This window comes from Agreia sp. (assembly GCF_964263775.1).
GTDB lineage: Bacteria > Actinomycetota > Actinomycetes > Actinomycetales > Microbacteriaceae > Agreia.
The window spans coordinates 1-12,312 of record NZ_CAXVWM010000201.1 but is presented as its reverse complement, the minus strand read 5'-3'; the positions used below and the strand labels follow the sequence as shown (position 1 = coordinate 12,312).

13 protein-coding genes are annotated in these 12,312 nt (G+C 67.0%); 2 read left to right on the top strand and 11 right to left on the bottom strand.

What is annotated here, in order from left to right:
* The 11 genes from ACE5CZ_RS14350 to ACE5CZ_RS14300 all read right to left on the bottom strand — a co-directional run.
* On the bottom strand, positions 1-347 hold a 347-nt coding region (locus tag ACE5CZ_RS14350), incomplete at its 3' end, for a shikimate kinase (protein ID WP_374948008.1).
* A 12-nt stretch (positions 348-359) separates the two neighbouring features.
* Positions 360-1,565, bottom strand: coding sequence for a chorismate synthase (gene aroC / locus ACE5CZ_RS14345; RefSeq protein ID WP_374948007.1), 1,206 nt, complete (start codon positions 1,563-1,565; stop codon positions 360-362).
* Between the two features lie 118 nt (positions 1,566-1,683).
* Positions 1,684-2,574, bottom strand: a complete 891-nt coding sequence (locus tag ACE5CZ_RS14340; RefSeq protein WP_374948006.1) for a shikimate dehydrogenase family protein — start codon at positions 2,572-2,574, stop codon at positions 1,684-1,686.
* Positions 2,575-2,579: 5 nt separating this feature from the next.
* Positions 2,580-3,770, bottom strand: coding sequence for an endolytic transglycosylase MltG (gene mltG, locus ACE5CZ_RS14335; protein ID WP_374948005.1), 1,191 nt, complete (start codon positions 3,768-3,770; stop codon positions 2,580-2,582).
* The gene (gene ruvX, locus ACE5CZ_RS14330) at positions 3,767-4,255 is read right to left on the bottom strand and encodes a Holliday junction resolvase RuvX (RefSeq protein ID WP_374948004.1); all 489 of its coding nucleotides are present in this window, start codon (positions 4,253-4,255) and stop codon (positions 3,767-3,769) included. Before ruvX ends, mltG begins: the two co-directional genes overlap by 4 nt.
* Positions 4,256-4,259: 4 nt before the next feature.
* Complete coding sequence (gene alaS, locus ACE5CZ_RS14325) at positions 4,260-6,917, bottom strand: alanine--tRNA ligase (protein ID WP_374948003.1); 2,658 nt, start codon at positions 6,915-6,917, stop codon at positions 4,260-4,262.
* A gap of 69 nt (positions 6,918-6,986) precedes the next feature.
* Positions 6,987-7,205 (bottom strand): hypothetical protein, encoded by a 219-nt coding sequence (locus tag ACE5CZ_RS14320; protein ID WP_374948002.1) that lies wholly within the window; start codon positions 7,203-7,205, stop codon positions 6,987-6,989.
* A gap of 39 nt (positions 7,206-7,244) precedes the next feature.
* Positions 7,245-8,015, bottom strand: coding sequence for a hypothetical protein (locus ACE5CZ_RS14315; RefSeq protein WP_374948001.1), 771 nt, complete (start codon positions 8,013-8,015; stop codon positions 7,245-7,247).
* Positions 8,016-8,022: 7 nt separating this feature from the next.
* Complete coding sequence (locus ACE5CZ_RS14310) at positions 8,023-8,418, bottom strand: DUF948 domain-containing protein (protein WP_374948000.1); 396 nt, start codon at positions 8,416-8,418, stop codon at positions 8,023-8,025.
* Positions 8,419-8,519: 101 nt separating this feature from the next.
* Positions 8,520-9,149: a 30S ribosomal protein S4 gene (rpsD, locus tag ACE5CZ_RS14305; RefSeq protein WP_374947999.1), complete on the bottom strand. Its 630-nt coding sequence runs from the start codon at positions 9,147-9,149 to the stop codon at positions 8,520-8,522.
* Positions 9,150-9,426: 277 nt separating this feature from the next.
* Positions 9,427-10,776, bottom strand: coding sequence for a replication-associated recombination protein A (locus tag ACE5CZ_RS14300; RefSeq protein WP_374947998.1), 1,350 nt, complete (start codon positions 10,774-10,776; stop codon positions 9,427-9,429).
* A 161-nt stretch (positions 10,777-10,937) separates the two neighbouring features.
* On the opposite strand from ACE5CZ_RS14300, the gene ACE5CZ_RS14295 reads away from it, so the two are divergent.
* Positions 10,938-11,738, top strand: coding sequence for a peptidylprolyl isomerase (locus ACE5CZ_RS14295; protein ID WP_374947997.1), 801 nt, complete (start codon positions 10,938-10,940; stop codon positions 11,736-11,738).
* A 64-nt stretch (positions 11,739-11,802) separates the two neighbouring features.
* The coding region (locus ACE5CZ_RS14290) for a DUF349 domain-containing protein (protein ID WP_374947996.1) at positions 11,803-12,312 on the top strand (510 nt) is incomplete at its 3' end.

Sequence of the window (12,312 nt, the reverse complement as noted above, 5' to 3'; positions counted from 1 at the left end):
GACACGAGCGGTCTCTTGCCTTTCGACAGCCGTGCCGTGACGGCCGATGCCTCGACAGTGAGGAGCACGACCGTAAGAGGAGCGAGGTCGGCCTGGGTTCGCGGGTCGAGCACCGCCCCGCCGCCGAATGCGACCACGCCGTCAGCAGCCAGGGCGTGCTCGACCGCGACGCGTTCGAGCGACCTGAAATGAGGCTCGCCGTGCGCGGCGAAGATCTCGGGGATGGGACCGTGCTGACGCACGATCTCGGTGTCGGTGTCGATGAACGGCACGCCGAGAATGCGGGCGAGCTTCTTGCCGATTCGCGACTTTCCAGACGCGGGCGCACCGATCAGCACGATGAGCATCGAGGTGCAGCCCTAGTCGGTGCCGGTGACGCCGGCGGATGTGAGACGCTCGGGGATGTGCGTGAGATACGACTCGAGGTTGCGCTTCGTCTCGGGCAGGGAGTCGCCTCCGAACTTCTCGAGCACGGAGTTCGCCAGGACGAGCGCGACCATGGCCTCGGCCACGACTCCGGCAGCCGGCACCGCGCAGACGTCGGAACGCTGGTGATGAGCGGCCGCGGCCTCGCCGGTGGCGACGTCGACGGTGCGCAGGGCGTGCGGGATGGTGGCGATCGGCTTCATGCCGGCGCGCACGCGCAGCACCGTTCCCGTGCTCATGCCGCCCTCGGTGCCACCGGCCTTGTCGCTGAGCCGCGTGATGCGGCCGTCTGCCTGCACGAGCTCGTCGTGGGCATCCGAACCCCGGCGCGTGGTGGTGAGGAAGCCGTCTCCGACCTCGACGCCCTTGATCGCCTGGATGCCCATGAGGGCCGCGGCCAGTGCCGAATCGAGACGCCTGTCCCAGTGCACGTAGGAGCCGAGTCCCGGAGGCACTCCGTAGGCCAGGACTTCGACGACGCCCCCGAGGGTGTCGCCGTCTTTGTGCGCCGCATCGACCTCGGCGACCATCAAGGCACTGGTTGCTTCATCGAAGCAGCGCAGCGGGTCGGCATCCAATGCGGCGACATCGCGCGGCACAGGAAGGCGACTCGACTCGGGAACTCGGACAGGACCGATCGACAGCGTGTGGCTGACCAGCGATATGCCGAGGCGGGACAGAAAGCTCTTGGCTACGGCGCCCAGGGCGACACGCGCCGCGGTCTCCCGGGCGCTCGCACGCTCGAGTACAGGACGCGCCTCGTCGAACCCGTACTTCTGCATGCCCACCAGGTCGGCGTGTCCCGGACGGGGGCGGGTGAGCGGCGCACCGCGCCCGCGATCGACCTTCTCGGCATCGACGGGCTCGGGGCTCATCACGTCGACCCACTTGGGCCACTCGGTATTGCCGATGCGGATCGCCACGGGGCTGCCGAGCGAGTAGCCGTGGCGTACGCCGGCAGAGATCGTCAGGTCGTCTTGTTCGAATTTCATTCGTGCCCCGCGGCCGTAGCCGAGCTTGCGGCGGGCCAGGTCGGCACGAATGTCGTCGATCAGAACGGGCACGCCCGCGGGCAGGCCTTCGATGGTGGCGATGAGTTCGGGGCCGTGCGATTCTCCGGCGGTGATCCAACGAAGCATAAGAAAGCTGTTCCTTCAGGCGGCAGGACGATCGCCGGTGGCCGGCGGGCGGACGGTTCGGTGTGCAGACAGCCGACATCCGATCCTCCCATAGATCGCGTGCGACCTCGGGCGGGCGCTATCGCGCGTGCTGCTCGTCGGTCGTGTCGAGCGACGACTCCATGGCGGCCAGCACGGCGGGCTCATCGGGCAGCGATAACGCGGGGTCGCCGGTGACGAAGATGCGGATCTGGAGAAGGGCCTGATGGATGAGCATGCGGAGGCCGGAGACGACCGTGCGGTCGTACCGCGCCCAGATCGTGCCGAGCTCGCTCGGCCAGGGGTGATAGGCGACATCGAGGAGATCGCTTCGGGAGGCGAGCGAACTCTCCTGCACGACGGCCGCGGCCCCTGTAGCACCGGGCAGGGTGGAGATGACGAGCAATGCGTCGACGATGTCGAGCGACGCCACCGTGAGCGGAAGCAGCGTGATCGTCGTGCCGGATCTCTGCGCGATGGGCCGCAGCCCCTCGGCCCTCTCCGGGCTCCTCGTCAGCACGCTCACGTGCTCTGCGCCGAGCTGGGCCGCGGCGACGATCGCTGATGCGGCCGTCGCGCCTCCGCCCAGAACGGCCACGTGGCGGGCCGACACGATCGACCGTTCCGCGAGGGCGCGCACGATTCCGCCGACGTCGGTGTTGAATCCGTCGAGTCGCCGGTCGCCGGCCGTTCCCCTGAACCGAACGGTGTTCGTCGACCCGGCGAGGATGCTCAGCTCGTCGCGATGATCGAGCAGGGGCCGGATGCCGTGCTTGAGCGGCATGGTGAGCGACAGGCCGAGCCACGTGTCATCCCGGCCGGAGACGAACGACGACAATCCGCTCTCCGGAACCTCGACGGCGTCGTAGCGCCAGTCGAGTCCGAGGACGGAGTACGCGGCCCTATGAAGACGTGGTGACAGGGAGTGCTCGATCGGCGACCCCAAGACGGCGAGACGTCTGGCCGACGCGGGCACGCGTGGCTCGTTCATCGCATCTAGTGGTTGGCTTGGTACTGCTCGACAGCGGCGTCGTGCTCATCCTGCGTGACGGAGAAGACCGTCTCGCCGGTGTCGAGGTTCACGGTGACGAAGTACCGCCATTCTCCCTCGGCCGGGTGGAGGGCCGCATCGATGGCGTCGTCGCCCGGATTGGAGATCGGGCCCACGGGCAGGCCCGGGTTCGCGTAGGTGTTGTACAGGTTCGACGCGTCTTCGCGTTCGGCCTCGGTGGTATCCACCTCGCCGCCGCCCGCACCATACCGGACGGTGGCGTCCGACTGGAGGTTCATGCCGTCGGCAATGCGATTCTGAAAGACGCGCGACACCTTGTACATGTCCTCCGTGCTTCCGGACTCGCTCTGGATGAGCCCGGCGAGCGTGAGCACGTACGTGCGTTGGTCGACGGCGACCCCGGCGGCGTCGAGCGCCTCGTAGGTGCGGTCCACCATCGTCTTGAGCATCTCGGCGGCGGTCTGGCCCGGCTGGAACTCGTACGTCGCCGGAAACAGGAAGCCTTCGATGCTGGGCGCGTCGGCGGGCACTCCGAGCGACGCGAAGTCTGCACCGGCAGCCTTGAACTCGTCGAATGGGCGCCCCGTCACGTCTGCGAGCGACTCGTAGATGCCCGACGCGGTGGTTCCCTCGGGAACCGTCACGGTGAAGTCGACCTTGTTGGCCGGATCGAGCAGCGCCGCGAGTGCGGACTTCGAGCTCATCTTCGCAGCGAGCTTGAACGTGCCGGTCTGGAAGACGGGTTGGGGATCTTCTTTGAGCAGCAGTGAATAGAACGTCGCCGAGTCCTTGACGACACCGGCCTCCTGGAGCTTCACGCCGATCGCGTCTCCGAACTCCCCGTCGGCGATCATGACCATGACCTCGCCCGAGCCGTCGCCACTGTAGTCGTCGGACGGCTGCGGGCTGAGCATCGCGCTGATCTGGGGCTCGAACGTCGAGTAGACGAACGCACCCGCACCCGCGACGAGCCCGAGGATGACCACGGTGACGATGACCGCGGTGAGGGCTCGGCGCCGGCGCCGGCGCGGCGGCTTCGCCGAGTGCTGCACGGTCTCCTGCGTTTCGCGCATCGCCCTGCGCGATGGAGGCTGGGCCGCGGGCTTCGACGTCGAAGCGGGCTCGCGCAAAAACTCGGAGAACGGGTGGTCTTCTGGTGGCTGACGGTCAGTCACGGTAATCCCCCTGTGGATTCGGGTCCCAACTCGGATGCGGCGATTCCGGGAGGATTTCCCGTGGACGCCTCAGAGTCGAGGGCATGCTGCAAGAGTATAACCGCGGCGATCTGGTCGATCACCGGACGCGATCCCTTCACCGCGCGACCGGAGGTGTGCAGGGCGGCCTGCGCCGAGACGGTCGTGAGCCTCTCGTCGATCATCCGCACGGGTATCGCCGTCGCTGCTGCGACGCGTTGAGCGAACGAGACCGCGTCGTCGGTCGACGGCGTGCTGCCGCCCGAGAGCGAGAGGGGCAGGCCGACGACGATCTCGGTGCAGTCGAGTTCGCCGCAGATCTCGGCGAGTCGATCGATGTCGGCGGTGCCGTCGGTCGCCCGTGCGACGGTCTCCACCGGCGTCGCCAGCATGCCGTGAAGATCGCTGCGCGCGACGCCGATGCGCGCCCTGCCCACGTCGACGCCGAGGCGCACACCCGATCTCACTCGATCAGCCCAGGACCGTCTGCGACACCGCCGCGAGAGCGCTGTCGATGGCCGTGACGAGCGTGCCGCCACCCTGGGCGAGGTCGTCCTTGCCGCCGCCGCCGCCGCCCAGAATGGATGCGGCCTGCTTGGCAAGAGCCCCCGCCCGGTGGCCGAGCGCGCGAGCCGCCGCGTTGGTCGCGACGATGACGACGGGCTTGTCTGCCACGACGGCCGCAAGTGCGACGACGGCGGAGCCCGTTCCCAGCCGCTCCCGAACGCCGATGACCAGTGCGCGGAGGTCGTCCGCCGACGAAAGAGCGCCCGCATCGGTCGCCACCAAGCGGAGTTCGCCGGCGGTGCGCGCCGTGTCGATGAGGGCGGGGACTCGGGCACTCAGTGCGCTCGCCTCATATGCCGCGAGCTTCTTCTCCGCCGCCTTGAGATTCGCGACGAGATCGTGGATGCGTGCGGGCACGTCGTCGCGCGGGGCCTTGAGCGTGGCCGCCAACTGAGTGACGACGCTGCGCTCGGCGGCGAATTGGCGGAATGCCTCGATGCCGACGAGGGACTCGACCCGGCGGTTGGTGGAGCCGATCGACGATTCTCCGAGGATGTTGATCAAACCGATCTCGGAGCTGTGCTGCACGTGCGTTCCGGCACAGAGCTCACGAGACCAGGGCCCCCCGATGTCGACGACGCGAACGACGTCGCCGTACTTCTCGCCGAACAGGGCCATGGCGCCCAGTGCCTTCGCCTCGTCGAGGGGAAGCTCGCGGGTGACGACCTCGAGGTCGCTGCGGATCGCGAGGTTGGAGATCTCCTCGATTTCGGAGCGGGTCTCTGTCGACAGGGGCTGGTTCCACGAGAAGTCGAGTCGAAGGTAGCCGGCCTTGTTGTACGAGCCCGACTGGTGCGCCTGCGGGCCGAGGGTCTGGCGCAGGGCGGCGTGCACGAGGTGCGTGCCCGAGTGCGCCTGGGTGGCGCCTCTCCGCCATTCCGGGTCGACGACCGTGGTGGCCGTGTCGTCGACAGAGACCTGGCCGCTCGTGACATGGACGCGATGGCTGATGAGCCCCTTGATGGGCTTCTGCACGTCGAGTACTTCGAGCTCGAACCCGTCGCCGCGGATCACTCCCGAGTCGGCCTCCTGTCCGCCCGACTCGGCATACAGGGTCGTCTCGGCGAGGATCACCTCGAGCGTTTCGCCGGCGACGGCGCTCGTCACCGACGCCCCGTCGATGATGAGCCCGAGGATCTTCGACTCGGTGACCAGTTCGTCGTAGCCGAGGAACGTGGTCTCTCCGACGGCACGGAATTGGCTGTAGACGCCGAGATCGGTGATGCCGAGCTTCTTGGCTTTCGAATCGGCCTTGGCACGCTGCTTCTGCTCGCTCATGAGCGACTCGAAGGCGACGCGATCGACGGCGAGCCCCGCCTCCTCGGCCATCTCCATGGTGAGGTCGATCGGGAACCCGTAGGTGTCGTGCAGCTGGAACGCCGTGTCGCCCGCGAGGGTCTTCGCACCCCTGCCTTTCGCCGAGGTCACCGCGAGGTCGAGGATGTCGATTCCCCCGCTGAGCGTGCGGAGGAACGACTCCTCTTCGGCATACGCCGTGCGCGAGATGCGGTCGAAGTCGGTCTCGACTTCGGGGTAGGCGGCCTTCATCGCGTCGCGCGAGGCCGGGAACAGCTCGGGAAAGACCGCGGTGTCGACGCCGAGGAGGCGCATCGACCGCACCGATCGGCGCAGCAGGCGACGAAGAATGTACCCCCGGCCCTCGTTCGACGGCATTACACCGTCGGACATGAGCATGAGCGCACTGCGCACGTGGTCGGCGACCACGCGCATCCGCACGTCGTCTTCGTGGTCGGCGCCGTAGCGGCGACCGGAGATGACCGAGGCCGTGTCGAGCACGGGGCGCACCTGGTCGATCTCGTAGAGGTTCTCGACACCCTGTTTGAGAAACGCCACCCGCTCGAGGCCCATGCCCGTGTCGATGTTGCGGCTGGGAAGATCGCCGAGGATCTCGAAGTCGTTCTTGCCCGTGCCCTCGCCCCGCAGGTACTGCATGAAAACGAGATTCCAGATCTCGATGTAGCGGTCGTCGTCTGCCGCGGGCCCGCCTTCGCGTCCGTAAGCCGGCCCGCGGTCGTAGAAGATCTCGGAGCAGGGACCGGCGGGGCCCGGTTGGCCGGTCGACCAGTAGTTCGAGTCCATGCCGAGGCGCTGGATGCGCTCGTCAGGCAGGCCGGCGACCTTCTTCCAGTACTCGATCGCCTCGTCGTCGTCTTCGTAGACGGTCACCCAGAGGTCTTTCTCGTCGAAGCCGAGGCCTCCGTCGGCCTCGGGCGTCACGAGGAGTTCCCAGGCGTAGCGGATCGCCTGCTCCTTGAAGTAGTCGCCGAACGAGAAGTTGCCGTTCATCTGAAAGAACGTGCCGTGGCGTGTGGTCTTGCCGACCTCTTCGATGTCGAGGGTGCGGATGCACTTCTGCACGCTCGTCGCGCGCGGGTACGGCGCGGGTACGAGGCCGGTGAGGTACGGGATGAACGGCACCATGCCCGCGACCGTGAAGAGCAGGGTGGGGTCGTCGCTGACGAGCGAGGCCGAGGGAACGACCGTGTGTCCTTTGTCGGCGAAGAAGGTGAGCCAGCGTTGGCGGATGTCGGCGGTGTTCATGGGTTCCGTAGCGTTCAGCGCATCGGGCTGCGCTCGTCGCAGCCGCAGACACGGAAGGGGAAAGAGGTACTACTTGCCGTTCTCGGCGGCGGCATTGCCCGTATTGGAGAGTACGGCGCGAAGTTCCGACTCCCTCTCACGGTATCCGTCGACGATCGACTCGGTGAATCCCTTGCTTCGCGTGTCGAGGTCGGAGAAGAACTTCTTGCCCTCGGAGGTCTGGTTCACCTGGTGGGCGACAACGAAACCGATGGCGACGCCGAGTACGAGCCACGAAATTCTCTTCATTGTTCTCTCCTCGAGACAGTGGGAAGCGGTCATCCGAGTTTAGTCGCCCCGCACTGCGAAGGCCGTCGACCGTCTGGCCACGTCGTCATCGAGCCGCTGCCGCCAGGTGGCGTCGAGGGCGGCGTCGGTCGATTCGTCGTCGAGAATCGTCAACCACGCGGAGAGTTCGGCATCGAGCCATTCGAACTGCCGAACAGACGCCGCGAGCACGTCACGGGGATTCGTATAGCTCTCCCACGACACGGCGACGCGGTTGAGCACCACGAAGATCCAGGCCTGGTCGAGCACGGCGTCGTCGATCTCTCCCCCGGCGCTGTCGTCGAGAACTGCCCTGAGGGCCGTGACGTCGTCGCGCAGTGCGGCGACGCGCGCGGCCGAGTCGAGCCGGGCATCCGTAGACGTCGTCTTGCCTGCCGCGACGATGCTGCATGCCTCCTCGCCGTCGACGAGGTCGCGTCTCAGCCCCTGCAGCAGCTCGGGCAGCGTGAGCCGAAGAGTGTCGGGAATGTCGTGCCGGGTCACCGGATGCCGCCCTCCCGGGTTTCCGAAGACGGTCCCCACCTCCATCGGCGCTACGGCGGGCGTCACGTCATCCTGGATCGGGCGATCGACGACAATCGTTGCGGGTTCGCGAGGAACCGAGGTTCCTTGGGCGCCCACGCGGCCGAAGATGTAGTCGGCCTGCGGGTTCACGCCCACGTCGGGATCGGCCGACGCGTCCGAGTAGCGGATGTAACGCACCGTCGAGCGCACGATGAAGAACAGGCCCACGGCGAGGCCGATGGCCAGAACGATGAGGAGGAATTCCACGAATCGACTACTTCGTCGTGCGGCGGCGCGACGACGACACGGCGGCGTTCTTGGGGCCCCGGAAGCTCAGGATGCCCGCACGGACGGCGGCGCTGAATCCGGCGATCTTGATGAGCGGCCCTCCGACGGACGCTGCGAAGAGGGCGACCAGGCTGGTGACATTGCCCGTGACCTCGGCCACGTTCTTTGTGATCGTGTCGACCCGGGCGATCTGCTTGTTCGCCTCCTGGATCGTCACGGTCGACTCCTCGAGAATCGGTGTGACGTTGTCGCTCAGCTCTTTGATCGCAGCGCGTGTCTCGTCGAAGACGCCGCCCAGCTTGATGAGCGGAAGGGCGAGGAACGCCACGAGGATCGCGAAGACTCCGGCCGCGATGAGTCCGGCGATGTCTCCACCTGACATAGAAAACCTCCTGTGTGTGTCGCGCTTGTTGTGAACGAAGAAAGGCGGGCCACCGAAAATCGGTGACCCGCCTCAGCGTACCCAATGGGCACGCGGTGAAATCAGCGTGCGGCGTAGTACTCGACGACGAGCTGCACTTCGCAGGTCACGGGGACCTCGGCGCGAAGCGGACGACGGAGCAGGCGCACCTGGAGCTTGTCGATCTCGACCTCGAGGTAACCCGGAACCTTGGGAAGCACGTCGAGGTGTCCGCCGGCGGCGGCGACCTGGAACGGCTCGGTTCCCTCGCTCTTGGGCTTGACGTGGATGAGCTGTCCCGGCTTCACGCGGAAGGAGGGACGGTCGACCAGCTGGCCGTCGACGAGGATGTGACGGTGCACGACGAGCTGGCGGGCCTGCGCCGTGGTGCGGGCGAGACCCGAGCGCACGACGAGCGCGTCGAGACGCATCTCGAGCAGCTCGACCAGGTTCTCACCGGTGAGGCCCTTGGCGCGGCGAGCCTCTTCGAAGATGATCTTCAGCTGGGCCTCGCGGATGCCGTACTGGGCGCGCAGACGCTGCTTCTCGCGCAGGCGCACGGCATAGTCGGAGTCGGTCTTGCGCTTGGTGCGGCCGTGCTCTCCCGGAGCGTAGGGACGCTTCTCGAGGTACCGGGCGGCCTTCGGGGTCAGGGCGATGCCGAGGGCTCGCGAGAGGCGGGTCTTGCTGCGTGTACGTGACTTGGTAGACATGTACATCCTTTCAGTGAATCGTCGTGCTGGATGAGGCGAGAACAGAGTGCCTGGACGCGCGGAGAACACACCGCCACCCGGTCTGATTTCACACGAATCACACCTGCGCGCGGAGAAAATGAGGGGGTAGTGCCGAGATCGGTTCGGCTACAGAATCACGATCGAATTCACGAGATGGATTTCGCAGCCGCACGAAAGCCACCCGGAACAGGCGTATCGAGACTACCACAGGTGGTGCGAGTTCTCGATGAGGGCGCGGGCACCGGCGGAGTGAGGTCTAGGTGCCGCGGATGATCTGGCGGATCTTCGCAAGCCGGGCCGACACGTCTCGCTCGTTGCCGTGCTCGGTAGGGCGGTAGTACTCGGTGCGGCCGAGTTCGTCGGGCAGGTACTGCTGCGCCAGGACCCCCCTGTCGTCGTCGTGCGGATACGAGTAGCCCGTGCCGTGCCCCAGCCTCTTCGCCCCCGGGTAGTGCGCGTCGCGCAGATGCTTCGGCACGCGACCGAACTTGCCGGCCCGGATGTCGCCGATCGCCTGGTCGATCGCCACGTACGACGCGTTCGACTTGGGCGCGGTCGCCAGGTAGACGGTGGCCTCGGCAAGCGGGATGCGCCCCTCGGGCATTCCGATGAACTGCACCGCGTCGGCGGCGGCCACGGCGATCACGAGCGCCTGGGGGTCTGCCATGCCGATGTCTTCGGAGGCGGAGACGATGAGCCTGCGGCAGATGAAGCGGGGATCCTCTCCCGCCTCGATCATTCGGGCGAGATAGTGCACCGACGCGTCGACGTCGGATCCTCGAATCGACTTGATGAATGCGCTGATGACGTCGTAGTGCTCGTCGCCGTTGCGGTCGTAGCGCAAAAGCGCGCGGTCGACGGCCTGCGCGACGGTCTCCTCGGTGATCAGCGGCGCCTCGTCGACCGTGCCGTCGGGCCCCGTCGATGACGCGAGGATGGAACCCGCCGACGCCTCGAGGGCTGTGAGGGCCCGCCGGGCGTCACCGGATGCGAGGCGCACGATCGCGGATCGGGCGTCGGGATCGAGACGCACGCGACCGTCGAGCCCGCGGGCATCCGACACGGCGCGATCGACGACGATGCCGAGGTCGTCGTCGCTGAGCTGCTCGAGTGTGAGCAGCAGTGACCTCGACAACAGCGGTGAGATGACCGAGAACGAGGGATTCTCGGTTGTGGCGGCCACCAGGATCACCCAGCCGTTCTCGACACCCGGCAGAAGAGCGTCTTGCTGTGCCTTCGTGAAGCGATGGATCTCATCGAGGAAGAGCACGGTCGACAGCCCATAGAGGTCGCGGCTGCGGAAGGCCTCTTCCATCACCTGGCGAACGTCTTTGACGCCCGCCGTCACGGCGGAGAGCTCGACGAACTTGCGACCGGAACTGTGCGCGATCGCTTGGGCCAGCGTGGTCTTGCCCGTGCCGGGCGGACCCCAGAGGATGACCGAGACCGACCCCTGGGTGCCCTCGGTGTCGGAGGCGAGGTTGACCAGCGGCGAACCCGGGCGCAGCAGGTGCTTCTGCCCGGCCACCTCGTCGAGCGAGCGAGGCCGCATGCGCACGGCGAGAGGGACCGATCCGCTGTGCAGACCCGGCTGGGAGGAGACCATCGTCCAAGGCTACCGGCAGCATCCGACACCGCCCCGGGCACGCGGGGTTGGGAACAAGGCCCGGTGGCCCGTAAAGTTCAGGTGGGATTCGCGCGTGTGAGGCGGGCCCGCCGTACCCGTCAACCGAGTTTTTGCCCGATCCGTCGGGTGATGGAGGATTTGTGGCACCGAGGAACCAGGACCGAGAGGCCCGCGCTGCACGCCAGCGTCTGCGCGACTACCAGGCACGCCAGACGATGCATGCATCGAAGATCGCGCGCCGCCGACGCGACAACGTGCTGGCCGTCATCGTGGCCGTCGTCGTCATCGCCGCGGCCGTCGTCGCCCAGGTCTTCTACTTCTCCGGGGGCCCGGGAACGCCCACGCCGTCGCCCAGTTCGACCGCGGCATCCACAGACACGCCCGCACCGACATCCACCCCGAATTCGGCGGATGTGCCCGACCCGGCCCTCGCCGAGGCCCGCGACTGGACCGGGGAGTTGACGATCAACGACATCCCCGTGGCGATCACGCTCGACGGCGCCGCGGCGCCGCAGGGCGTCGCCAATTTCGTCACGCTGGCCCAGGACGGTTTCTACAACGGGCTCACCTGCCACAGGCTCACGACGTCTCCCGGGTTCGGAGTGCTGCAGTGCGGCGACCCCAACGGCGACGGCTCGGGGGGTCCGGGCTACAGCTTCGGCCCCATCGAGAACGCTCCGGAGGGCGACGTCTACCCCGCGGGAACCATTGCGATGGCGCGCCAGGGACAGAACGGCTCCAGCATGGGAAGCCAGTTCTTCATCGTCTACGAAGACACCACGATCCCCTCGGATACCGCGGGCGGCTACACGGTGCTGGGAAACGTGACGAGCGGCCTCGACGCGCTGAAGGCGGGCGTCGTCGACGCGGGCACGGCAGACGGCTCGGCCGACGGCAAGCCTGCGATTGCCGTTACCATCGGCTCTATCGCGGTTCAGTAACCTCCGGCCCCCGTGCAATAGGCTTCACTGGCGCATTCCGAACAACGTCGACAGGGTGATTTTCGTGACCAGTAGTGCTGAGCATCCATTTGGGCGCGTAGATGAGACCGGAACGGTCTATCTCCGCGAAGCGTCCGGCGAGCGTGTGATCGGGCAGTATCCCGATGGCACGGCCGAAGAGGCCCTGGGCTACTTCGAACGAAAATACACAGATCTGGCCGGCCAGGTGACCCTGCTCGAACAACGCGCCAAACGGGGCGCGTCCGCCGCCGATATCGGGAAAGCGGTCAAGGCTCTGAGCGAGGTCGTCTCGAGCGCGAACGCGCTGGGCAACCTCGAGGCCCTCTCGACACGTCTCGCCGCCCTCACGGAAACTCTCGGGGCACTCAACGAACAGCAGACGGCCGAAGCGAAGGCTCAACTGGCCGAAGCCGTCGAATATCGCACTGCGATCGTCACGCAGATCGAGGCCCTGGCTGCCGAGGATCCCGCCAAGGCGCAGTGGAAGCAGGTGACGAGCACGCTCGACGAGTTGTTCGCCCGCTGGCAGAAGCACCAGCAAGAAGGCCCGCGT